This is a genomic window from Mesorhizobium sp. M1295, from assembly GCF_040318135.1.
Lineage (GTDB): Bacteria > Pseudomonadota > Alphaproteobacteria > Rhizobiales > Rhizobiaceae > Mesorhizobium.
Genome location: NZ_JAMYLU010000024.1, coordinates 1 through 24427 on the forward strand (window position 1 = coordinate 1; position 24427 = coordinate 24427).

At 64.2% G+C, this 24427-nt stretch carries 16 protein-coding genes; 6 read left to right on the forward strand and 10 right to left on the reverse strand.

The features are described from left to right. Window positions 1-112: 112 nt before the first annotated feature. From NKH29_RS26275 to hutI, 7 genes are all read right to left on the reverse strand, one after another. On the reverse strand, window positions 113-1882 hold the full coding sequence (locus tag NKH29_RS26275) for a glucan ABC transporter ATP-binding protein/ permease (RefSeq protein WP_023717211.1): 1770 nt from the start codon (window positions 1880-1882) through the stop codon (window positions 113-115). 364 nt (window positions 1883-2246) lie between these two features. Further along, a complete protein-coding gene (locus NKH29_RS26280) occupies window positions 2247-10817 on the reverse strand; it encodes a glycoside hydrolase family 94 protein (protein WP_353000923.1) in 8571 nt (2856 codons plus the stop codon). A 268-nt stretch (window positions 10818-11085) separates the two neighbouring features. After that, window positions 11086-11673, reverse strand: coding sequence for a HutD/Ves family protein (locus NKH29_RS26285; protein WP_023717208.1), 588 nt, complete (start codon window positions 11671-11673; stop codon window positions 11086-11088). An 8-nt stretch (window positions 11674-11681) separates the two neighbouring features. Continuing rightward, on the reverse strand, window positions 11682-13352 hold the full coding sequence (gene hutU / locus NKH29_RS26290; RefSeq protein ID WP_352895298.1) for a urocanate hydratase: 1671 nt from the start codon (window positions 13350-13352) through the stop codon (window positions 11682-11684). 32 nt (window positions 13353-13384) lie between these two features. Continuing rightward, window positions 13385-14194 carry an N-formylglutamate deformylase gene (gene hutG, locus NKH29_RS26295; RefSeq protein ID WP_352895297.1) on the reverse strand — a complete coding sequence of 270 codons (810 nt, stop codon included), beginning with the start codon at window positions 14192-14194 and terminating at the stop codon, window positions 13385-13387. Window positions 14195-14684: 490 nt separating this feature from the next. Then, window positions 14685-16220: a histidine ammonia-lyase gene (gene hutH / locus NKH29_RS26300; RefSeq protein ID WP_352895296.1), complete on the reverse strand. Its 1536-nt coding sequence runs from the start codon at window positions 16218-16220 to the stop codon at window positions 14685-14687. Next, window positions 16217-17467: an imidazolonepropionase gene (gene hutI, locus NKH29_RS26305; protein WP_352895295.1), complete on the reverse strand. Its 1251-nt coding sequence runs from the start codon at window positions 17465-17467 to the stop codon at window positions 16217-16219. The genes hutH and hutI overlap by 4 nt, the downstream gene beginning before the upstream one ends. A gap of 98 nt (window positions 17468-17565) precedes the next feature. Here hutI and NKH29_RS26310 point away from each other — a divergent pair, with 98 nt between their 5' ends. Both NKH29_RS26310 and hutC read left to right on the forward strand, forming a co-directional pair. Then, window positions 17566-18918, forward strand: coding sequence for a formimidoylglutamate deiminase (locus tag NKH29_RS26310; protein WP_352895312.1), 1353 nt, complete (start codon window positions 17566-17568; stop codon window positions 18916-18918). Beyond that, entirely contained in the window at window positions 18915-19676 is a 762-nt protein-coding gene (hutC, locus tag NKH29_RS26315; RefSeq protein WP_353000925.1) for a histidine utilization transcriptional repressor HutC, read from the forward strand. The genes NKH29_RS26310 and hutC overlap by 4 nt, the downstream gene beginning before the upstream one ends. Before the next feature lie 179 nt (window positions 19677-19855). On the opposite strand, the gene NKH29_RS26320 is transcribed toward hutC, so the two are convergent. Next, window positions 19856-20200, reverse strand: a complete 345-nt coding sequence (locus tag NKH29_RS26320) for a RidA family protein (RefSeq protein ID WP_352481272.1) — start codon at window positions 20198-20200, stop codon at window positions 19856-19858. A 224-nt stretch (window positions 20201-20424) separates the two neighbouring features. Between NKH29_RS26320 and aztA the strand changes: the two genes are divergently transcribed. The 4 genes from aztA to NKH29_RS26340 all read left to right on the forward strand — a co-directional run bounded on the left by aztA (window position 20425) and on the right by NKH29_RS26340 (window position 23589). Beyond that, complete coding sequence (gene aztA, locus NKH29_RS26325) at window positions 20425-21240, forward strand: zinc ABC transporter ATP-binding protein AztA (protein WP_352481273.1); 816 nt, start codon at window positions 20425-20427, stop codon at window positions 21238-21240. Continuing rightward, window positions 21240-22115 carry a zinc ABC transporter permease AztB gene (gene aztB, locus NKH29_RS26330; RefSeq protein ID WP_352481316.1) on the forward strand — a complete coding sequence of 292 codons (876 nt, stop codon included), beginning with the start codon at window positions 21240-21242 and terminating at the stop codon, window positions 22113-22115. The genes aztA and aztB overlap by 1 nt, the downstream gene beginning before the upstream one ends. 22 nt (window positions 22116-22137) lie before the next feature. Beyond that, window positions 22138-23064, forward strand: coding sequence for a zinc ABC transporter substrate-binding protein AztC (gene aztC, locus NKH29_RS26335; protein ID WP_023717198.1), 927 nt, complete (start codon window positions 22138-22140; stop codon window positions 23062-23064). 186 nt (window positions 23065-23250) lie between these two features. After that, complete coding sequence (locus NKH29_RS26340) at window positions 23251-23589, forward strand: protein tyrosine phosphatase family protein (RefSeq protein WP_023674411.1); 339 nt, start codon at window positions 23251-23253, stop codon at window positions 23587-23589. Between the two features lie 15 nt (window positions 23590-23604). Here NKH29_RS26340 and NKH29_RS26345 read toward each other — a convergent pair whose 3' ends face one another. Both NKH29_RS26345 and NKH29_RS26350 read right to left on the reverse strand, forming a co-directional pair. Next, window positions 23605-23934 carry a hypothetical protein gene (locus NKH29_RS26345; RefSeq protein WP_352640018.1) on the reverse strand — a complete coding sequence of 110 codons (330 nt, stop codon included), beginning with the start codon at window positions 23932-23934 and terminating at the stop codon, window positions 23605-23607. Between the two features lie 9 nt (window positions 23935-23943). Next, window positions 23944-24411: an Lrp/AsnC family transcriptional regulator gene (locus NKH29_RS26350; RefSeq protein WP_023717197.1), complete on the reverse strand. Its 468-nt coding sequence runs from the start codon at window positions 24409-24411 to the stop codon at window positions 23944-23946. Between the last annotated feature and the right edge of the window lie 16 nt (window positions 24412-24427).

Here is a 24427-nt window from a genome sequence, read left to right on the forward strand (position 1 = left end):
CTGGCCCGTCTGCTTCACTGCCATCGCGATTCCCTCAGACCGTCCACCTCAGAGAATCACAATCAGCGAATTACGCAACAGGCCCACAAGGGGAGAAGGCAAGGCGTGCCACTCAGGCGGCTTCGTTCACCGGATGGCTGAGGCGGCGAACCTCCTCGTCGTTGAGCAGGCCGCCGGCACGCAGCAGGCTGGCGAAGCGGCCGTTGCGCAGCGACAGTTCGGTGAACCCGCCCATCTCGACCACCCGGCCCTTGTCCATGAACACGACCAGATCGGCATCGCGAACGGTGGTCAGGCGGTGGGCGATGATGAAGGTGGTGCGGCCGCGCCGCAATTCGTCGATGGCGTCCTTGACGCGGTCTTCCGTCTCGACGTCGAGCGCGCTGGTCGCCTCGTCGAGAACCAGGATGGGCGCGTCCTTCAGCACGGCGCGGGCAATCGCGATGCGCTGGCGCTCGCCACCGGACAGCTGTCCGCCGCGTTCGCCGACGACAGTGTCGTAGCCTTCGCTCTTCGACAGGATGAAATCCTGCGCGGCGGCGGCGTTGGCAGCGGCATGGACCTCGTCATAGGTCGCCTCCGCACGGCCGACGCGGATGTTATCCTCGATCGAGCGGTTGAGCAGGCCTGCATCCTGGAACACGGTGGCGATCGAATGGCGCAGCGACTTGCGGGTCACCGTGCGGGTGTCGATGCCATCGATCAGGATACGGCCGCCGGACGGCGTGAAGACGCGCTGCAGGAGGTTGATGAGCGTCGTCTTGCCGGCGCCCGTCGGGCCGACGATGGCGACGGTCTGGCCGGCCTGGACCTCGAACGACGCGTCGTCGACGCCCTGCCCGGAATTGCCGAACTCGAAGCAGACATTCTCGAAACGCACATGACCCGTGACGTTGACGAGGTCGCGCAGCCCGTCGGGCTCGGCGGCATCGGAAGCGGAGTCCTCGAGATGATAGAATTCCTCGAGCTTGGCGCGTGCCTCGGAAATCTGGTTGGCGAAAGCCGACATCTGGTCGAGCCGGGCAATCAGCAGCGTGGCAAAGCCGGTAAAGGCGATCACGTCACCGATGCGCAACTGGCCGTGCGTCACCAGATAGGCGCCAATCAAGAGCACCACCATCATCGAAATCGTCGACGACAGCCGGTGCAGCGCGTTGGCCATCGCCCACCAGTCGAGCACCGGGTTCTGCGCGTCGAGCAGGTTCTTGACGTAGCGCTTGAGCGCCTCGGTCTCGTGGCCGATGCGGTTGTAGCTCTGCAGGACGGCGACGTTGCTGACCGAGTCGGTCACATGCGCAAACACCTTGTGGTAATGCCGCTCTACGGCCGCCTGGCCTTCCTTGGTGCGCCGCATCACCAGCCGTCCGATGCCGACATAGAGTGCGCCAAGCGCCAGCAGCACCATCGACATGCGGATATCCATGCTGAGCGCCGTGGGCACCAGCAGAACCAGCGCGACCGCGGTCGACAGATGCTGCCGCATGAATTCGAGCCAGAGGCTGAACAGGGTCTCGACCGCGCGCAGGAGCGTGTGCAGGGAATTGGAGGTGCCGCGCTGATGATGCCAGGCAAGCGGCATGGTGATCACGCGCTCGAACGACTGGCAAAGAACCTCGCTACGCCGCTGGTGGGCAAAGCGATCGGCGCCGCGCGCCACCAGCACGAAGGCGATGATGTTGAACGCGCCGAGGCCGGCCCACATCGCCAGCGTCGAAAATACCGAGCCGCGGTCCGAAATGGCATCGATCACCCGGCCGAACATGATCGGCTCGAGAATGGCGATAATGGCAAGCGCGACATTCGCCCCGCAGATAAACGCAACGCGTTTCCTGTCGGCAGCGAGATAACCAAGGGCTCGCCAGTAGATTTGCAGAAGTGACACTTCAGCTACTCCGCCAATTATTTATGGTGCAGTGCGTCATTTTTTGACTCGTATCGGTTGACGCGTCGCAAAACAATGCTCGTCTACCTCTTCCGTTCCCATTCCGCGAACAAAAGATGACGACGCTTCGAAATTTGCCGTGATCGTCTAACAGTTTGAGATAAAAGGTGAAATGTCAGCGTTGCGGCAAAATCATGGCAGCTGGAAAGCACTGCCACAATTTTAATCAGCAAGACCCCGGGCACGACGTCTAAAGTCGTGTGCAGGCATTCAGCAAGGTCAAACGCAAATATAACCGGTAGAGGCACTTGGAGCGCCCGTGCGTTCCCTGGGGAAGCGCAAGGGACGCTCCAAGCCCTTGAATCTAGGCCGGTATTCTGACGATCACCTCGGCATTGTCTCCGGCTTTTGGCTCGAAGGACGAAGATTTGGTCTTCGTGCCATTCACTTCAAGTGAGATGGCCCGGGCCTTTTTGTCGCGGACGACGCGTACCTTGATCTCGGCGCCCAGCATCTTCAGGGTCGCCGAATAACCGTCCCAATGGCTGGGAAGTCTCGGCGTGAATTGAATGCGCTGTCCGCGACGCTCGATGCCGAGAATGCTCTCGACCGCCGCGCGATAAAGCCAGCCCGCCGACCCGGTATACCAGGTCCAGCCGCCGCGGCCGCCCTTGTCCTGCCCGGAATAAACATCGGCCGCGACGACGTAAGGTTCCACCCGGTAGCGCTCTGCCGCGGCTTCATCGAGCGCATGGTTGACCGGATTGAGCATCGAAAGGCAACGGTAGGCATCGTCGGTGCGCCCCATCTCGGCGAGCGCAATGACGAACCATGTCGCCGCGTGCGTGTATTGGCCGCCGTTTTCACGGACCCCCGGCGGATAACTCTTGATGTAGCCCGGGTCCTTCTCCGTCCTCGAGAATGGCGGGGTGAACAGCTTGACGATCTTGAGCTCGTCGTCGACGAGCGTTTTCAGCGCCTGTCCCATTGCCGTCGTCGACCGCGCCGGGTCGCCCTCGCCCGAAAGCACGCTCCAGGACTGGGCGATCGAGTCGATCTTGCACTCGTCCGATTTGCGCGAGCCGAGCGGCGTGCCGTCGTCGAAGCTGCCGCGCCGATACCACTCGCCATCCCAGGCGGTGCTTTCCAGCGCCCGCTTCAGCACCTCGGCGTGCTTTGTCCAGGCCTGCGCGCGCTTGGCATCTCGCTCCGCCTTGGCGACAGCAGCAAAGTCGCCCAGCGTCTTCAGCAGGAACCAGCCCAGCCACACGCTCTCGCCCTTGCCGTGCTCGCCGACGCGGTTCATGCCGTCGTTCCAGTCGCCGCCGAGGATCAGCGGCAGCCCGGCTGGGCTGCTGCGCTTGACGGCAAGATCGAGCGCCCGCGCGCAATGGTCATAGAGCGAGGCTGTCTTCTTCGAGATTTCCGGGATGAAGAACGCATCGTGCTCGCCTTCGCCCAGCGCCTGCCCCTCGATGAAGGGCAATTGCTCCTTCAGGATCGCGGTATCGCCCGTCACCAGCAGGTAGCGCGCCGTGGCGTGGGCCAGCCAGACCACGTCGTCCGAGATCATGGTGCGAACGCCTGCCTCTGTGCGCGGCAGCCACCAATGCTGCACGTCGCCTTCGGGAAATTGCCGCCGCGCCGCATTGAGGATCTGATCACGCGCCAGCTTGGGGTCATGCGCCAGCAAGGCCAAAGTGTCCTGCAGCTGATCGCGGAAGCCGAAGGCACCGCTTGCCTGATAGAACGCAGAGCGGGCACGGATGCGGCAGGCCAGGCTTTGATAGGGCAGCCAGTGATTGACCATGGCATCGAGTGCCTTGTCCGGCGTCTCGACCTGGATGGTGTCGAGAAAGCCGCGCCACGTGCGCTCGTTGTCGGCCAGCCGCTGATCGAAGTCCCTGGAGCGATGGGTCTGCACCAGCGCGCTGGCCTCCTTCGGCGAGGCCGCGTCGCCGAGCAGCCAGAGCAGCGTGACGTCGCCGCCGGCAGCGATGTCGATGTCGCGTGCGATGGCCGCGCAGGGATCGTCGCCGGCCTCGACACGGCCCGACAGGCCGGCGCCGCTCAGCACGGCATGCGGAAATTCGCTGGTGCCTTGCCTGCCGATGAACTCGCCGCGGTCGGCGGTGACCGAATGCACGGCACCGTCGGCGGCCAGAAAGGCGATCCGTTCGCCAAAATCGAGCCCATAGGGATTTTGCGCCAGCAGAGCGCCGGTCGCGGCATCCCGGGACGGAACGATGCTTGCCGCGGTGCGCGAACGATGGCCGCCAAGAACCCATTCGGCATAGGCGTAGACGCGTAGCCGCATCGGCGCCGAACCCGAATTCTGGATGCGCAGCCGCGATATCTTCACCGGATCGACGGGATCGACGACATGGGTCAGGTCCATCGACAGCGGCCCGCGCTTTGAACGGAACGTCGAAAAACCCTGCCCGTGCCAGGTTTCGTAGGTCATTGTCGGGTCACGCACCACGGCAGCCATTGGCGAGAACGCTTTGCCACTGGCATGATCGTAGATATAGATAGCCTCGCCCGGCCGGTTGGTGACCGGATCATTCGACCATGGCGTCAACTGATAGTCGCGGCTGTTGCGGCTCCAGGTGAAGGCAGCGCCTTCAGCCGATATGTGGAAACCGAACGATGGGTTGGAGATGACGTTGATCCACGGTTGCGGCGTCGTGCGCCGGCCGGCAAGACGCACGACGTAGTGGCGTCCGCCGCCGTCGAAGCCGCCGAAACCGTTCCATTGGTCGAGCCCGCTGCCGTCGACGCGGGCCTCGATCAGTGCCTGGGCGGCAAACGCTTGCGCCGTCGGCACCGGCAAGGACGGCTCGCGAAGCGCTGCAAGTTCTGCCGGCTGGAGGGCGGCGTCTCGCGCCTGCAGTGCCGCGGCCTCGGCGCGCTCGATCTGGTCGAAGATGGTGCCGTTGCGCGTATGCAGCACCACCCGGGCGACGGCGAGCAAGGTCCTGTAGGTCGTTTCCTCCATCAGGTCGCGGCGCACCGCGAAGATGTGCTGGCGGGGTCCAAGCTCCTTGCCGCGCAACCGGCTGTTTTCGCACAGCGTCTCGACCGCGCGCTGCAAGTCCTGCACGTATGACGAAGCCTGCTCGTTGACGACAACAAAATCGATCATCATGCCGCGGGCGCGCATGTATTCCTGGAAGCGAAGCGCCTGGGCGACGATCTCCAGATCGGCGACATCGGCGATCCTGACCAGGAAAATCGGAAAATCGCCGGATATGCTGGTCGGCCACAGGCTGGACTGCCTGCCGAGCCCGGAGGCGATGGATTCGCCGGGCAGGCGCAGGAACGGATCGGGATAGATCAGGTAGCGCGCCAGCTTCTGCACATTGGCGGCGTCGGACAGGCTGAGGCCGAGGTGACGGGTCTGCACCTGCGAGCGCGTCCAGGCGAGCATCGCCTGGCGGGAGAAGCTTTCGGGATGGTCGAGCCGTGCGATAGCGGCATCCAATTCGGCGCGATCGGCGCCGACGACGGTCCAGAACGTCAGCGAAATCTTCTTGTTGGCCGGCACGCGCACCTGCCGGCGAAGCGAGGCGATCGGATCCAGGGTGAAGCCGGAATGGCCGCCAAGCTTGGCGCCGGGATCAAAGGCAGCCGCGTCCGTGATGGTGCGGCCGCGGCCGATGAAGGAGCGCCTGTCGGTTTCCGCCTCGGCATCACGCGCCGATCCAGACGGATCGGTGACGAAATGCACCATGGTGACATCGGGTTCGTCCTTTTCGCGCTTGCGCCTGGTGGCGAAAATCGCGCCGTTGTTCGGTGCAATCTCGGTTTCCACGAACATCTTCGAAAAGGCCGGATGCGCATTGTCCGAGGGCTCGGAGCCCAGCACCAGTTCGGCATACGAAGTCACTTCGATGTGCCGGTCGGCGGCGCCGTCATTGTAGAGCGTTACCCGCCGGCCCTCGCCATTGCCTTCCGAGATGACGATGCACTCGACCTCCGAACGCAGCGACCCAATCGATTTGACGAAGCTCGCCTTGTCGTCGGAAAACAGCGTCTGCACACGCTCGTCGGTGGCGCGCTTCGGCTCGGCGGTGGCCGACCACCAGTCGCCATTGCTGGCGTCGCGCAGGAAAATGTAGGAACCAAGCCGGTCCTCGGTCGGATCCGGCTGCCAGCGCGTGACGGCAAGTTCGCCCCAGCGGCTGTAGCCCGAGCCGGTGGCGGTGGCCATGACCGAGTAGCGGCCGTTGGACATGACACTGGTCGAGCGCAGCGCCCTGAGCGGATCGAGCACGATACGCGTATCCGGGCTCTCGAGTTCGGTCTCGTCCTTCGAGCGCTCGTCGGCCTCGGTCCTGACGGTCGCCGTCGGGATGTCGCGCGGCGCCCTTTCCTGCAAGAGCAATTCCGCAGATTCGATCACCGGATCGCTGTGGAAGCGGTCGCGCAGGCGCCCCTCGAAGATCGCATCGGCAACGGCGGCGATCGACATGCCCGAGTGGTGGGCCATGTAGTTCAGCACGACGGCATGGTCGGTGCCCTCGGGGACGCGCTGCGGCGTGAAATCCACCGCGTCGTAAAAGCCATGCCGGCCAAGTGCGCCCAGCCGCCTCAGCCTGGCCAGGTTCTGCACGGATTCATGCGGCGTGAACTGCGCTGCCAGCACGGTCGCGTAGGGCGCGATCACCGTGTTTTGGCCAAGGCCGCGCTTCAGCCCGAGCCCGGGCACGCCGAAATTGGTGTACTGATAGGTCAGTTCGCGGTCGCGGGCGTTGTAGGCCGCTTCCGAAATCCCCCAGGGAACGTTCTTCGACCGGCCATACTGGATCTGGCGCTTGATGATGAGCTTGCTGGTCTGGTTGAGAATGCTGCCTTGCGGCTCCTTCATCACCAGCGGCGGCATCAGATACTCGAACATCGAGCCGGACCAGGACATCAGCGCGCCCTGGAAGCCGATCTCGACGATCGGCCGGCCGAGCCGGAACCAGTGCTCGGTCGGCAAATCGCCCTTGGCGATGGCGAACAGGCTGGTCAGCCGCGCTTCGGAGGCCAAAAGGTCGTAGCAGCTTTCGTCGAGCTGATGCTCTTCGACCCGGTAACCGATCGACAAGAGCTTGCGTTCGGGCCGCATCAGGAACGAGAAATCCATCTCGAAGGCGAAACGGCGCGTGCGCTCGCGCAAGGTCAGAAGCTTAGCCCGCAATGCCGCGACGGCGTTTTCGTCGCTGTGCGCGTCGTGGACATGCGCCTCGCAGGTGGCTTCGAGCCTGGCCGCCCAATCGGCGATGGTGTCGCTCTGGGTCGATGCGGCCTCGGTGTGGATGGCTGTCGCGAGCTTGCGTATCTCGCCGGCCAGGACGGCCAGGTTGATAGTGCGGATCGACGCCATCTCCGGCTGCGCCTTGATCAATTCCACCGCCCGCCGCATGCCGTCGAGACGGTCGGCGAGCCGCTGGCGCAAGGGCCGCAATTGACGGCGGTCGTCGGGCAACTCCTCAAGGCTTTCGTCGAGGATGGTGACGGTGTCGAGGATGCCTTCGAAGTCGCCCTGCACATGCACCGACGGCGCTTCCGCCCATTCGGCGCAGGCAGCGGCCACGGCCACCAGATGGCCGGCGAGATTGCCGCTGTCGACGGCAGAAATGTACAGCGGATAGAGCGGCTTCAACGTCGTGGTGTCGTACCAGTTGAAGAGATGGCCGCGATCGCGCGGCATGCTCTCGATGGTCGACATGGTCGCGTCGATGCGGTTGACGGCGTCGGAGAGGCTGATCCAGCCGAAATCGCGTGCCGAAATCACGGACAGCAGGTAGACGCCGATATTGGTCGGCGAGGTGCGGGGCGCCACCACGGGGGCCGGGCTTTCCTGGAAATTGTCCGGCGGCAGATGGTGATGCTCGGCCGTCACGAAGGTCTCGAAATAGTGCCACGTTCGCCGCGCCACGGTGCGCAGCGCGTGGATATCGGCGGCCGATATGCGCAGGCGATCCTCGGTTTCGGCCGAACGGCTGATCCAGCAGGCGATGGCGGGCGAGCCGATCCAGAACAAGGCAAAGAAGAAGGCGACGAAGGCGCCGGTGGAATCGGCCAGCACCGGCACAGCGAGGCCGACGACGCCGATGATCACCGCGCCGTACATGATGCTGTAATAGGAGCCGAGATCGTTGTCGCCGCCCTTGTGTGCCTGCGAGGCGGTGCGCCATTCGAGCAGGTTCTGGCGGCTGACGAACAGGCGGTAGAGCGTGCGGATGATCGCGTCGCCCATCATCCAGGCAAGATGCGCCATCAGCACGATCTTCAGCGCCACCAAGGCGGTACCGAAGGCAACGTCGCGCGCCAATGCCGAGAAATGGCCGCGCGGCGTCTGGTCGCCGCTCTTCGGCAGGATGGCGTTGACGATGTCGAAAGTGGGCGCCATGAACAGCGTGAGGATCAGCAGCGCCTGCCATTGCGCCGCCTGCGTGAATGGCAGCAGCGTCCAGCCGGCGATCGCGGCCATCACCCAGAAGATCGGCGTCACCGAGCGGCGCAGATTGTCCACCATCTTCCAACGCGACAGCGCCGGCACGTTTGAGCGCGGGCCGAGGATGAAGCCCAGAAGCTGCCAGTCGCCGCGTGCCCAGCGATGGTGGCGCGATGCGTCGACCGAATAGCGGGTCGGATAGTCCTCGACCAGTTCGACGTCAGTGACCAAGGCCGATCGCGCCAGCGCGCCTTCGAGCAGGTCGTGGCTGAGGATGGTGTTTTCCTCGATACGGCCCTTCAGCGCCGCCTCGAAGGCGTCGACATGGTAGAGACCCTTGCCGGTGAAGGAACCGTCGCCGAAGATGTCCTGGTAGAGGTCCGACACGGCAAAGACGTACGGGTCGAGCCCGCGATTGGCGGAAAAGACACGCTGGAAGAACGACGCCTCGTCGCCACTGGTCAGCGACGCGGTGATGCGCGGCTGCAGGATAGAATAGCCTGCCGTGACTTCGCGCCGGGCCGCGTCGAAATGCGGACGGTTGAGCGGGTGGCAAAGCTTGCCGGCCAGCGCGGCGACGGCGTCGCGGGTTGTGCGGGTGTCGGCGTCCAGCGTCATGACGTGGACGACGCTCTCCGGCAATGGCATTTCCAACGGCAGGAAGGTGGTGTCGCTGTCGCCGCGCAGCAGGAGGTTCAATTCGTGCAGCTTGCCGCGCTTGCGCTCCCAGCCCATCCAGACGCCTTGCGAGGCGTTGTAGAGCCGGCGCCGATGCAGCAGATAAAAGCGCGGCGCGCCATCCGAGGGATAGCGGGCGTTCAGTCGGGCGATTTCGGCGCGGGCGAATTCGAGGATTTCGACATCCGCCGTATCGATCTCGGTCTTCGAGTCCGGCCAGTCGGAAAGCAGCGCGAAATGGATCTCGCCCGCCGTGTTGGCGAGGTGATGCACTTCGATGTTGCGGATGTTCTCCTCGACGTCGTCGCGCGAGCCGATCAGCGACGGCACCACCACCAGCGTCCGTGCCTCGGGCGGTACACCATGCCTGAAATCATAGCCGATGAGACGCGTCGGCTTCAAAAACAGCGAGACGACGGTGTTGAAGAATGCGAGCGCGCCTTCGCTGGCCGGCACCGCGAACAGGGCCAGCATCAGGACGATCGACGGCACTGACAGGCCGAGATTGGCGAGCGCATTGCCGGAGACGACCAGAAGCAGGACCGTCAGCGCAAACACCGGCACGACGATGCCCAGCCATCCGGTCTTGCGGAACGTCCGGTTGATCGTCTTGCCGATGGTAGGCCGGTAGCCGATCGACCGCTCCAGTTCCATCCGGCGCGGACCGACCAGAAAGAAGCCGACGTCGGTGTGAGCGATCGGACCGGTTTCGGAGCCCGGCGCATCGGCAGCATGGCCGGCGAGTTCAATCGCCCGTTCGGCAACGCGAAATTCGGAAAGATCGGAACGGCGTGCCAGCTCCTCGATCGCAGTCCGGTATTGGTCGCGCGAAAAGAAATCGAGCGCCGCGAAATCGGTGCGCTCGCGCAGCAAAGTGTCGATGCGGCTGACGCCCTCGAACCACACCGTCCAGTCGATGTCATTGATGAGGCGCAGGCCGCGGATGATGTTGCCGGTGGTCACATTGCCGCTGGACAGCGTGCGGTGCTCGCTGAGGATGATTTCCTCGGCGTCGGAGCCCGTCCTTTCCAGCTCGCCCTCGAGCCATTCCAGCGCCCTGCCGGCATTTTGCGAGCCGTCGCGCAGCCGGTAGAGCAACTGGGTTGCGAAGGTGGTGTCCTGCGCATGGGCGCTGTAGCCGGAAAGTATCGTCTGCCGGTCGGCGCTGTCGTCCGTCGCCAGCACACGGTCGGCGACCTCGTTGGCGATCTGGCGCAACTCCCGCGTGCGATTGACGCGCACCGCGATCCGGCGAAGATTCTCGATCAGGACAAAGCGCAGCAGCGACGGCAGCGCCCATAGTTCGCCGATCTTCAGCGGCTCGACGGACTGGAAGCCTTCGACGATCGCCTTGAACATGGCCGACGAGACGGAACTGTCGGAATGCGCGACATAGGTCCATGCGACCGCCAACGCGCGCGGCACGCTGGATCCGTCGGACAGTTTCAGCGTCGGCAACTGGCGATAGAAGCGGCGCGGCAGGTCGCGCTTGACCTGGAAAATGGTCTCCTCGACCAGGTAGTTGTTGTCGAGCAGCCACTGTGCCGCGGGCGTGATCGTTTCGCCCCTCGCCTGGGCAGCGTTGGTGGAACGGTAGACATCGAGAATCTTCCTGGCGCTGTCGCGGATGCGCGCCTGAAAATCGAAAGGCGTCAGCCCGAACAAATCCTTGGCATCGCCATTGGCAAGGGCTGCGCCCAACGCGCGCAGCCGATCTTCCGTCAGGAAATGGGAGCGTATCGGCTCGTCGGTGACAGCCGGGAAGCTGGCGCTCGTCTTTTCGATCTGTGCGAGATTGGTCTGGATATTCATCTAAGGTTCCGTGTTGGGGACGCAGTGCGGCGTCACCGCCACGGCAATGTCCCTAAAACCGGTCCAAATGCAATTGGTTGCATCGCAACACTTGGCCGAATGTTTGTTTCCGCACCACGACAAGGTGTCGTCTTTCGACAACTTCCAGGCGAGCGCCTCCGAGCATCGTTTCGGCTTCTGATCGGCGGAAGATTCAGGCTTTTTCGTGATGCAGGGACCAGCTTACGCAATATTTGACCGGCGTCTCGATCATGTTTGGAAACAGGCGTTAATCGTTGCCGGCAATGCGATCGATGCGGATCACGAACAGCATCGCCGGCCGGACGGGATCAAGGCGCAGTTCCGGCGCTTGCGGCCCGAGCAACAGCGCATCGAGCGGCCCCAGTTGCACGGGCGCGGCGCCGGCCACCCTAAGCTCGCCGTCGAGGGACAGGATGAGTGTTTCATCGGCTCCAAACCGGATTTTCGTCGGAGCCGAAATCAACAGGCGCTCGATCTGGTGGATCGCCCGGGTCCGGCGGGTCATGACGTTGAGGTCGGTGATCGGACCGGCGATCAGCGTCGCTTGCGTTGGCACGTCGGCCGGAAAGGCAAGCGGTGCGGAAGCCTTGGTGATTTCGACCGGCGGCCGGCCGGCGATATCGAGGACCATGCCCTCGCCTTCCAGCAAGGCCAAAGTCCGGTCGACGCCGGGAAAGCCGGAAAACGGGCCGCCGCCCTCGACCAGCGCCATCGAGACGCGCCAGTCGAAATCGTCGAGCCCAGCACCTGCCGGCGAGACGGCAATCTCCGTCGTCACGCCGCCGCCGTTCTTCCACGGCATCGACCGGTATTCCGAGGCCCGAAGGATGCGCAAGGCGCGGCTCAGCCCAATATGCCGGGCAGGTTGAGCTGGTTCTCCCTGGCGCACTCGATCGCGATGTCGTAGCCGGCGTCGGCGTGACGCATGACGCCCGTCGCCGGATCGTTCCACAGAACCCGCTCAAGGCGCTTGGCCGCCTCACGCGTGCCGTCTGCGACGATAACCATGCCGGCATGCTGCGAAAAGCCCATGCCGACGCCGCCGCCATGGTGCAGCGACACCCAGGTGGCACCGGACGCGGTGTTGAGCAAGGCGTTGAGCAGCGGCCAGTCGGAGACGGCATCGGAGCCGTCCTTCATCGCCTCCGTCTCGCGGTTCGGCGAGGCGACCGAGCCGGAATCGAGGTGGTCGCGGCCGATGACCACCGGTGCCTTCAGTTCGCCGCTGGCGACCATCTCGTTGAAGGCGAGGCCGAGCCGGTGGCGGTCGCCAAGGCCAACCCAGCAGATGCGGGCCGGCAACCCTTGGAAGGCGATGCGCTCACGCGCCATGTCGAGCCAGTTGTGCAGATGGGTGTTACCAGGGGTCAGCTCGCGCACCTTGGCGTCGGTTCTGTAGATATCCTCGGGATCGCCGGAAAGTGCTGCCCAGCGGAACGGGCCGATGCCGCGGCAAAACAGCGGACGGATATAGGCCGGCACGAAACCCGGGAAGGCAAAGGCATGCTCAAAGCCCTCCTCCTTTGCCACCTGGCGGATGTTGTTGCCGTAGTCGAGCGTCGGCACGCCGGCGTTCCAGAACGCCACCATCGCCTCGACATGCTCGCGCATCGATGCGCGGGCAGCTTTTTCAACGGCCTTCGGGTCGCTGGTGCGTTTCTCGCGCCATTCGGCCAGCGACCAGCCCTTAGGCAGATAGCCGTTGAGCGGGTCATGTGCCGAGGTCTGGTCGGTGACGATGTCGGGGCGCACGCCGCGCTGCACCAGTTCCGGCACAATGTCGGCGGTGTTGCCGACCAGGCCGACCGATTTCGCCTCACCGGCTTTAGTCCAGCGCTCGATCTTTTCCAGAGCCTCGTCGAGCGTGTCGGCGCGCTCGTCGACATAGCGGGTGCGCAGCCGGAAATCGATGCGGTCGGGATCGCATTCGACCGCCAGGCAGCAGGCGCCGGCCATGACTGCTGCGAGCGGCTGGGCACCACCCATGCCGCCGAGGCCGCCGGTCAGGATCCATTTGCCTTTGAGATTGCCACCATAGTGCTGACGGCCTGCCTCGACGAAGGTCTCGTAGGTGCCCTGCACGATGCCTTGCGTGCCGATGTAGATCCATGAGCCGGCCGTCATCTGGCCGTACATCATAAGGCCTTTTCTATCGAGCTCGTTGAACTTCTCCCATGTCGCCCAGTGCGGCACGAGGTTCGAATTGGCGATCAGCACGCGCGGCGCATCGGCATGGGTGCGGAACACGCCGACCGGCTTGCCGGATTGCACCAACAGTGTCTCGTCGTCGCCAAGCGTCTTCAGCGAGGCAACGATGCGGTCGAAATCGTTCCAGGTGCGCGCCGCCCGGCCGATGCCGCCATAGACGACCAGTTCGTTGGGATTTTCGGCAACGTCCGGGTCGAGATTGTTCATCAGCATGCGCAACGGCGCTTCCGTCAGCCAGGTGCGGGCGTTGAGCTCGCTGCCGCGCGGGCTGCGCACTTCACGGATATTGTGGCGAGGATCGGTCATGATTGTCCCTTTCGAGTGAGGTGCACCGCGCGTCAGCGTTCGGCCCAGGCGATCGCGGTTTCCAGGATCTTTCTCAGCGTGACGCGGATCGGCGCCGCGAATTCGGCGTCGTAAGGCACCGGCCAGTTATCCGGTTCGCCCTTGCCTTCGGGCTCGCGCAGATAGCCACGGTTGGAGAGCTCCATCTGCAGCGCGTGGACGCCGGCTTGCGGCTGGCCGAAATGACGCGTGATCCAGCCGCCCTTGAAGCGGCCGTTGACGACAAAGCTCTCGCCGGTTTCTGCGACAATCTGCGTGACTTTCTCCTGCAACACCGGATCGGCGCTCTTGCCGTCATTGGTGCCGAGATTGAAGACCGGCAATTTGCCTTCGAACAGGCGCGGCAGCACCGAACGGATCGAGTGGCAGTCATAGACGACGATCTTCCCGTGCAAAGCGCGCAGCCTGTCGATCTCGGCCTGCAACGCGGCATGATAGGGCACGAAGAATTTTTCGCGGCGTTCGTCGATCTCAGACGGCCCCGGCTCCTCGCCTTCGCGGTAGAGCGGATCGCCGTCGAAGGTCTCGGTCGGGCAGAGCCCAGTCGTCGTCTGGCCGGGATAGAGCGAAACGCCAGACGGATCGCGGTTGACGTCGATGACGGTGCGCGAGATCGCCGTATGCACCACCGTCGCGCCAAGGCTCTCGGCGAAATCATAAAGCTTGTCGATCCACCAGTCGGCGTCACGGCGGCCGAGCCAGGGCGAGATAAGTCGGTTGTCGAGGCCGGCCAGATCGATGCCGGTATGCGGGATCGAAACCAGCAGGGGTGCCGTGCCTCGGGTGACGGTGAGCCAAGTCATGAGAAGTCTCCGCGCGTTGGAGCTCTACGGCGCCCCCCTCTGCCCTGCCGGGCATCTCCCCCACAAGGGGGGAGATTGGCAGCTGCGGCGCCTCGCTCAGTCCTGCAACGTTGGAGATTGGCGAAAGCCAGTGTAACGGCCAATCTCCCCACTCGTGGGGGAGATGCCCGGCAGGGCAGAGGGGGGCGCGGCAGAACGCGACCTTGCAATTGTCCGTGAACACCGACCTCGCTTTTTGCCGGCCGTGTCGTATTTTGTTCTTGCTTTGTGCCGGCAGCTATGCTACTAATATGGGTATGGTGATGATTGTCACCGACGACCCGCCCTCGTGGCGGGTTTTTTGTTTCTGACTTTGAAAATTTCGGTATTGCCGGGCTGAGGTTGGCGGGACAGCGCCGCCCTCTGTCCTGCCGGACATCTCCCCCACTTGGGGGGAGATCAGCTGGCGTCGAGGGTTTCGCCAACGTCCGACCTGTGGCGGCGTACAGTCTCACGACGTCACTCCCGGCAGCTTTACCGCGCTTGCCGCTTCCACCGCCGCGCCGCTGCGTACCATGGCGATGGCCTTCTCCATGTCGGGATGGAAGTGCCGGTCGTTGTCGAGATGCGGCACCTCTGCCCTGACCAGCCGGCGCACCGCCTCCAGTGCCGCGCTCGAGGCCAGCGGGGCATGGAAATCGCAGCCTTGCGCCGCGGCCAGCAATTCGATGCCGATGACGGCCGTCGCATTCTCGACCATGCCGATGAGCCGGCGCGCGCCATGTGCCGCCATCGAGACGTGGTCTTCCTGGTTGGCCGAGGTCGGGATCGAATCGACGCTGGCCGGATACGCTTTTTGTTTGTTTTCCGAGACGAGCGCCGCGGCTGTCACTTGCGGGATCATGAAACCGGAATTCAGACCCGGCTTGGGCGTCAGAAAGGCCGGCATGCCCGACAGCGCCGGGTCGACCAGCATGGCGATGCGCCGTTCCGACAGCGAGCCGATCTCGCAGACGGCGAGCGCGATCATGTCGGCGGCGAAGGCCACCGGCTCGGCGTGGAAATTTCCGCCAGAAAGCGCTGTGTCGTCCTCGGCAAAGATCAGCGGATTGTCGGTGACGCCATTGGCCTCGGTGCCGAGCGTATCGGCGGCCTGACGCAGCACGCTGAGTGCTGCGCCCATCACCTGCGGCTGGCAGCGCAGGCAGTATGGGTCCTGCACGCGCTCGTCGCCGACGCGGTGCGATTCACGGATGGCGCTGCCGGCCATCAAATTACGCAACGCCTCGGCCGTCTCGATCTGGCCGCGATGTTTCCTGAGCAGATGGATGCGTGGATCGAACGGCGCGTCGGAGCCCTTGGCGGCATCGGTCGACAACGCGCCGGCGACCAGCGCTGACTGATAGAGCACTTCCGCCTCGAACAAAGCCGCCAGCGCATAGGCGGTCGAAAACTGCGTACCGTTGAGCAGCGCAAGGCCTTCCTTGGCGCCCAATATCACCGGCTCCAGGCCGTGCGAGACAAAGGCGACCTTGGCCGGGAAGCGGCCATGCGGGGTAAAGCATTCGCCGACACCGATCATCACCGCGGTCATGTGCGACAGCGGCGCGAGGTCGCCGGAAGCGCCGACCGAGCCTTGCGCCGGCACCACGGGGATAACGTCGTTGGCCAGCATCGCCTCGAGCAGCTCGATCGTCCGCGGCCGCACGCCGGAGGCGCCCTGGGCCAGGCTGGCCAGCTTCAGCGCCATCATCAGCCGGCAAATTGCCAGCGGCATCGGCTCGCCGACGCCGGCGGCATGCGACAGCACGATGTTTCGCTGCAGCGTCTCGAGGTCGGCGGCGGGGATGCGAACGCTGGCCAGCTTGCCGAAGCCGGTGTTGATGCCGTAGACCGGCTCGCCCTTGGCAACGATCCTGGCGACGGCCTCGGCGCTGGCCTTGATCTTCGGCCGGCAGGCATCGTCGAGCCTCAGTGCGGCGCCGCGATAGATGGCGCGCCAATCGGCCAGCGTGGCATTGCCTGGCCTTAGCTTGAGTTCGGTCATTGTCCCCTCCAGATGCGGGCATGCAGCGGATTGAAGCCCATGCGGTAGACGAGTTCGGCCGGGCGCTCGACGTCCCAGATCGCCAGATCGGCGGATTTTCCGGCTTCCAGCGTGCCGGTCTGTCCAAGCAACCCGAGCGCGCGGGCAGCCTCGCGCGTAACGCCGGCAAGGCATTCGTCCACCGTCAGGCCGAACAACGTCGCCGCCATGTTCATGGTCAGCAGCAGCGAGGTCAGCGGCGAGGTGCCGGGATTATTGTCGGTAGCAACGGCCATCCTGACGCCATGCTGGCGAAACAGGGCGATCGGCGGCTTCTTGGTCTCGCGGATGAAGTAGTAGGCGCCGGGCAGGATGGTCGCCACGGTTCCTGCCTTCGCCATCGCCGCCGCGCCCGCCTCGTCGGTATATTCGAGGTGATCGGCCGATAGCGCACCATAGCGTGCCGCAAGTTCCGCGCCGTGCAGATTGGACAGCTGGTCTGCATGGAGCTTGACCGGCAGGCCCGCCGCCTTCGCGGCATCGAACACGCGTGCGATCTGCTCGGGCCAAAAGGCAATGCCCTCGCAAAAACCGTCGACGGCATCGGCAAGGCCGTCGGCAGCGACGGCCGGCAAAATCTCGTTGGCGACAAGATCGATAAAGGCGTCCTTGTCGCCTTTTGCTTCGGGCGGCAGCGCATGAGCGCCGAGGAAAGTGGTTCTGACCGTCACCGGCCGCTCACCGCCCAGCCGTCGCGCGGCGCGCAGCGATTTCTTCTCGTTTTCGAGGTCGAGACCGTAGCCCGACTTGATCTCGATGGTGGTGACGCCTTCGGCGATCAGCGCGTCGAGGCGTGGGAGCGACTGGGCGACCAGCTCGTCCTCGCTCGCGGCGCGCAGAGCCTTGACCGAGGAAACGATGCCGCCGCCGGCCTTGGCGACCTCCTCATAGGTGGCGCCGGCCAGCCGCATCTCGAATTCATTGGCACGGTTGCCGGCATGGACCAGATGGGTGTGGCAGTCGATCAAGCCAGGGGTGATCCAGCGGCCTTCGCAGTCGGTCGCCTCGGCGTCTTTGCCAAGTGCTCTGGGGCGGAGCGCCGCCGGCATGTCGGCTTCCGGCCCGGCATAGACGATCCGGCCGCTGCGCACCGCGATGGCGCCGTGCTCGACGACGCCTAACCCGGCGCTGTTATCGGCCATGGTCGCGAGGCGCGCATTGCGCCAGAGGCGAAGCTCCCCTGCCCGGTTTTTGCTCTCTCCAGCCATCATCTTTTCCGTTTCAATCGGGAGTTATTATGTATATACATATCAAAAGGCACTGCAAGCGCTATCATCACATGGCCAACCGGGATTTGGAGAAAGACGTGACGGCGATTTTTGCGGAACAGGCAGTTCTGCCCGACGGCTGGCGCAGCGATGTGCGGATCGTAATCTCCGACGGCAAGATCGCAACGGCCGAGGCGAATACCTCGCCTCTGCCTGGCGACGAGCGCCATTCTGTCCTTTTGTCCGGCATGCCGAACCTGCACAGCCATGCCTTCCAGCGCGGCATGGCCGGCCTTGCCGAATTGCGCGGCCCTTCCGCCGACAGTTTCTGGAGCTGGCGCGAGGTGATGTACCGCTTTGCGCTGTCGATGACGCCGGACCAGGTCGAGGCGGTCGCAGCGCAGCTCTATGTCGAGATGCTGGAGGCCGGGTTCTCGCGCGTCGGCGAGTTTCACTATCTCCACCACGACCGCGACGGCCGGCCCTATGCCAACATCGCCGAGATGGCGGAGCGTATCATTGCTGCAGCGTCCGAGACAGGCATCGGGCTGACTTTGCTGCCGGTGTTCTACGCGCATTCCTCTTTCGGCGGCGCTGCGCCAAATGAAGGCCAGCGGCGATTCATCAACGATGTGAACCAGTTCTCGCGGCTTGTTGAGAAAAGCCGCGAATCCCTTCGCGCGTTGACTCAGGCTGTCGTCGGCGTGGCCCCACACAGCCTGCGTGCCGTGACACCCGAGGAACTGGAAAACATCACGGCGATGGCGCCGGAGGGGCCGATCCACATCCACATCGCCGAGCAGATGAAGGAGGTCGAGGACTGCCTTGCCTGGTCCGGGGCGCGGCCGGTCGAATGGCTGCTTGCCAATGCCAAGGTCGACCAGCGCTGGTGCCTCATCCACGCCACCCACATGACCGACACCGAGACGACCGATATGGCGAAAAGCGGCGCCGTTGCCGGCCTCTGCCCGATCACCGAGGCCAATCTCGGCGACGGCACCTTTGCCGCGCCGCTGTTCATGCAGCATGGCGGCCGCTTCGGCATCGGTTCGGATTCCAACGTGCTGATCGGCCTGCCGAACGAGTTGCGGCAACTCGAATATTCGCAGCGCCTCGCCCACCGCGCCCGCAACGTGTTGGCGGTGGCCGGCGGATCGACCGGTCGCGCGTTGTTCGATGCGGCACTCGAGGGTGGCAGTTCCGCGTTGGGCGCCGGCGCCTCGCGGATCACTGCCGGTGCCTCGGCCGATCTCGTCTCGCTCGACGGCAAGCATCCATCGTTGGCGGGCAAGGCAGGTGATGCGATCCTCGACGCCTGGATTTTTGCCAACGGCACCAAGATCGATTGCGTCTGGGTGCATGGCAGGAAACTGGTCAGCGACGGCAGGCATGCAAGACGCGATGCCATTGCCGAGCGCTTCCGCAAGGTGATGACGGCGCTTTCGGCATGAGCATGATCGAGGCGATAAGCGCGGATTCTGGAAGCGCGGACGGCGGCGAGGCCCTTTCGCTACACCAGCGCATCCTGTCGGACATCAGCGAACGGATCCTGTCCGGCGCCTGGGCGCCCGGCCACCGCATTCCGTTCGAGCATGAACTGACGGAAGAATACAGATGTTCGCGCATGACGGTGAACAAGGCGCTGTCGCAATTGGCCAAGGCCGGGCTGATCGAGCGCCGGCGTCGCTCCGGCAGTTTTGTCCGCCGGCCGCAATCGCAGGCGGCCGTTCTCGAAATCCACGACATCCGAATCGAGGTCGAGGCACTTGGCCTGCCCTACCGCTACGAGCGCGTGGCGGGAAGCAGAAGGCGCAGCAGTGCCGACGATCGCGCCCTGCTGGAACTCGACGTCGCCGGGCCGGTGCTGGCGCTGGAATGCCGGCATTTCGCCGGCAACCGGCCGTTCGCCCACGAGCAGCGGCTGATCAACCTGGCTGCCGTGCCGGAGGCCGCCGAAGAGGCGTTTTTCGACACGGCGCCCGGTCCGTGGCTGATCGGCCGTGTGCCATGGAGTGCGGCCGAGCATCGCATCCGCGCGATTGCAGCCGACAAGCATATCGCGGCGGCTCTCGACATCGCGACCGGCGCGCCGTGCCTGGTGATCGAGCGGCGAACATGGAGCGCCGAGCACCCCGTCACCCATGTCCGGTTCACCTACGCGGCCGAGAGCCACACGCTGGTGGCGCGGTTCACGCCGTCGCAGGGGTGAGCATTTCAACTGAGGGTCAGACCCCCTCACCCGGATTGCCCCGAATTGCGAAGAGCATTCGGGGCAATCCGACCTCTCCCCGAGGGGAGAGGAGATCGCTGGTGCCAGCGCCAGTCTCTTCTCCCTCGGGGAGAAGGTGGCCGCGAAGCGGCCGGATGAGGGGGAACCTACGGAGCTGCTCAAATCGCCGCGGTGACAATGATCTCGACCAGATATTCCGGTCCGGCAAGCTTGGCCTCGCCGGTGGCGCGGGCCGGCGTGTTGCCCTGCGGTACCCATTTGTCCCACTCGGCGTTCATCTCGGCAAAGGTGCTCATGTCGGCCAGCCAGATGATCGCCTGCAGGATCTTGGTCTTGTCGGTGCCGGCCTTGGCCAGCAATTCGTCGATCGCCGCCAGAATGTCTTTTGTCTGGGCGCCGACGTTTCCACCCGGCTTGCCGACCTGACCGGCCAGATAGACGGTGTTGCCGTGGATCACGATCTGGCTCATGCGCGGGCCCACATCGATGCGACGAATGCTCATTGGATATTCCTTCTCTTGTCCGGCTTTCTCTTGTCGGCTGCGCCTGTTTAGGATCGCTGCTGGCTTCGAGCAAGGCCGCTCGAGCGGAACCTCTTGAGCCAAGCCAAAGCGGACAACATGACGGCCCGGCCGCAATTCCGCCCGATTGGCTTGTTGACTAATGTAATAACATCACATATCGAATCCGCCCCTGCAGCACCGATCGTCGCCCCATGGATCGTCACATGAGCCAAACCTGCCTGACCTTCCGCGACCTGACGCTGGGCTATAACAGCCATCCTGCGATCCACCACCTCAATGGTACGATCCGCAAGGGGTCCTTGACGGCGGTCGTCGGCGCCAACGGCTCCGGCAAGTCGACGCTGATGAAGGGCATCGTTGGCGTCCTGAAGCCGATGGCCGGCGCGGTGATCCGGGCGCCCGGCGTGCGCGCCGCCTACCTGCCGCAGCAGTCCGAGCTCGACCGCTCCTTTCCGGCCCGGGTCGTCGACCTGGTTTCGCTTGGCCTGTGGCCGCGGCGTGGCATGCTCGGCCGCTATACCAGGGAAGATCGCGACTCGGTCAGCAAGGCGCTGATGGCCGTCGGCCTCGGCGGTTTCGAGAAGCGGCCGATCGACACGTTGTCGGGCGGCCAGCTGCAGCGCACGCTGTTTGCCCGCGTGCTGTTGCAGGATGCCGAGCTCATCCTGCTCGATGAGCCGTTCAATGCCGTCGACACGAAGACCGTCGGCGACCTGATCGCACTGATCAAGCGCTGGCATGGCGAGGAGCGTACGATCATGGTGGTCGTCCACGATCTCGACCTAGTGCGGCAGAATTTCCCCGAAACACTGCTCCTGGCGCGCCAGCCGGTCGCCTGGGGCGAGACCAGAGAGACGCTGCGGCCGGAGAATTTGTTGCGCGCGCGCCGCTTCCACGAAGCCTGGGAGGACAACGCGCCATGGTGCGAGCCTGGCGAGCATGATCACAGTGTGCACGATCACAGCAGCCACGAGCATAGCCATGACCATCATCACGGCTCCGGGCCGAGGGCGGCATGATGGACGTGCTTTACGGTCTTTTCGTCGCCCCGTTTGCCGACTACGCCTTCATGCAGCGGGCGCTCGCCGGTTCGATGATGCTGTCGCTCGGCGCCTGCCCGGTCGGCGTGTTCCTGATGCTGCGGCGCATGAGCCTGTCCGGCGACGCCATGGCCCATGCCATCCTGCCGGGTGCTGCCGCCGGCTTCCTGTTTTATGGCCTGGAGATCCTGCCGATGACCATCGGCGGACTGATCGCCGGCATCATCGTGGCGCTCGGCGCCGGCGCCGTCTCGCGCTTCACCATCCAGCGCGAGGACGCCTCGATGGCGGCCTTCTATCTGATTTCGCTGGCGATCGGCGTGCTTATGGTGTCGATCCGCGGCTCCAGCGTCGATCTCATGCATGTGCTTTTCGGCACCGTGCTGGCGCTGAACAACGAGGCGCTGACGCTGATCGGCGGCATCGTCGTGGTGACGCTGGTCAGCCTCGCCATCTTCTGGCGAGCGCTGGTCGCCGAATGCCTCGACCCCTTGTTCCTGCGCTCGGTCAGCCGGATGGGCAGCCCGGTGCATTTCATCTTTCTCGGCCTCGTCGTGCTCAACCTCGTCGGCGGCTTCCAGGCGCTCGGCACCTTGCTGTCGGTCGGGCTGATGATGCTGCCGGCAGCGGCGGCCCGCTTCTGGACCTCGCGCGTCGAGCCGATGTGCGTGCTGGCGACAGTGATCGGCTTTGCCTCTTGCATTGCCGGGCTGCTGTTGTCCTATCATGCGTCGCTGCCCTCCGGCCCGGCCATCATCCTGTCCGCCGGCGTCGTCTATTTCGCCTCGATCCTGTTCGGGACGCGCGGCATCCTGCGCGCCCGCATCATCCATCACCGCCACAGAACTGCCTGATCCCAACGAAGGAGACTTGTCCATGCTGAAATCGATCCGCGCCGCTTTGGCCGTGAGCGTTATAACATTAACCGCCTTTGGCGCATCTTCGGCTTTCGCGGAGCCGTTGAAAGTGGTCGCCAGTTTCACCATCATCGGAGACTTCGCCAAGAATGTCGGCGGCGACCGGATCGATCTGACCACCATCGTCGGGCCGAACGGGGATGCGCATGTCTACGAGCCGAGCCCAGCCGATGCGGTGGCGATGGCCAAGGCCGACATCGTGCTGGTCAACGGCCTGCATTTCGAAGGTTTTCTGCAGCGCCTGGTCGACGCCAGCGCAACCAAGGCGACCGTCGCCGTGCTGACCAAGGGCGTCACGCCGATCAATTTCAAGCCCGAATTCGCCGAGGCCGACGCCCACGCCGATGGTGAGACGGCAACCGATCCGCACGCCTTCCAGTCGATCGCCAATGCCAAGATCTATGTGAAGAACATCGCCGACGCCTTCTGCACGGCCGACGCTGCGGGTTGCGACAGCTACAAGGCCAATGCAGCCGCCTATACGCAAAAGCTCGATGCGCTCGAGGGCGAGGTACAGGCAGCGATCCAGTCGATCCCGCAAGAGAAGCGCGTCGTCATCACCTCGCATGATGCCTTCGGCTATTTCGAGCAGGCCTACGGCTTGACGTTCCTGGCCCCGGAAGGCGTGTCGACCGAGTCGGAGCCCTCCGCCGCCGACGTCGCCAAGCTGGTCAGCCAGGTGAAACAGGACAAGGCGGCGGCGATCTTCGTCGAGAACATCACCAATCCGCGGCTGATCGAGCAGATCGCCAGCGAGACCGGCATCAAGGTGGGCGGCACGCTCTATTCCGATGCGCTCTCACAGCCCGACGGCCCGGCCTCGACCTATATCGACCTGATGCACAACAACATCGCCCAGATCAAAGGCGCGATCCTCGGCAGCTGAGCCGACCGATCCGGTTCATCCAGCCGGGCTGGCGCATGATGCGTCCTGGCGACATGCGGCGTTAGCCCGGCTGGATTTCCGGCATCGAAATCTCTATCTGCGCGGATGGATTTCTTTTCGCGCGGATTGCCGACCGGGTCAGGGAGTGGCAAGACTGCCGCTAACCAGATTGCGAGGACCCCAGCCATGGAATACCGTCAGATCAGCGAGGATTATTCGGTCTCGGGCCAGATCCAGCCCGAGGATGTCGCGACCATCAAGGCCGCCGGCTTCAAGAGCGTGATCTGCAACCGGCCGGACGACGAGCAGCCCGGCCAGCCATCGGCCGACACCGTCAAGGCGGCGGTCGAGGGCGCCGGGCTCGCCTTCCGCTACATCCCCGTCATCAGCGGCCAGATCACGGCCGAGAATGTCGAGGACCAGGCTGAGGCGCTCGACGAACTCGAAGGCCCGGTGTTCGCCTATTGCCGGTCCGGCGCCCGCTGCACCAATCTCTATGGGCTGATCCAGCAATCGAAAGGGTGAGAGGCGTTCCGATCGTTAGTGACGCCGCCGTCTGGCTGTGACCCGCCGCAGCCAGAAGAATGCGACGAGCAAAGCGACGTATAGCGCAAGATCGACGAGCGCAATCGTAGCGACCAAAAGTACGATGAAGCCCGCAAGACATATCGGAAAGCCGACACCGCACCACCAGCGCGCCTTCGGGTGAGTGAGTTCGACCCAGCCATAGGGCCATGAAGGCCAGGGATTGATCCGAAAGCTCAGGTCCAAGGCCTCCGGATTATGCGCGATGTGGATTAGGCTACCAATGGCGTAAGGAACCATCCCGCCTATAAAAATGATGAAACCAGCGATCTGAAAGGTGGTCATGGCTTGAAGTCAAATCGGCAGAGCACCGGTTTCCTTCAGTGTCTCCAGCACGATCGCCGTCTTCACATGCTGCACCGATTCATGCGGGAGAAGCACGCTGTTGACGAATTCCGACAGCGACTTCAGGTCCGGCGTCACCACTTTCAATATATAATCCATCTCGCCGGTCAGCGCGTGCGCCTCCTGCACTTGCGGCAGCCGCGCCACCAGTTCGCCGAAACGCCGCGCATTGTCGCGGTTGTGGGTAGCGAGCGTCACCGAGATGACGTTGACCAGGGAAAAGCCGAGCTTGTCGCGGTCGAGCACCGCCCGGTAGCCCTTGATATAACCGTCCTCCTCCAGCCGCTGGCGACGACGCGAGCATTGCGAAGCGGACAGGTTCACCCGTTCCGACAAATCGTTGTTGGTCAACCGCGCGTCGGCCTGCAGCAGAGCCATTATCTTGCGGTCAAACTGGTCAATGCGCGCTTCATCCATGGATTTCGACCCGGTC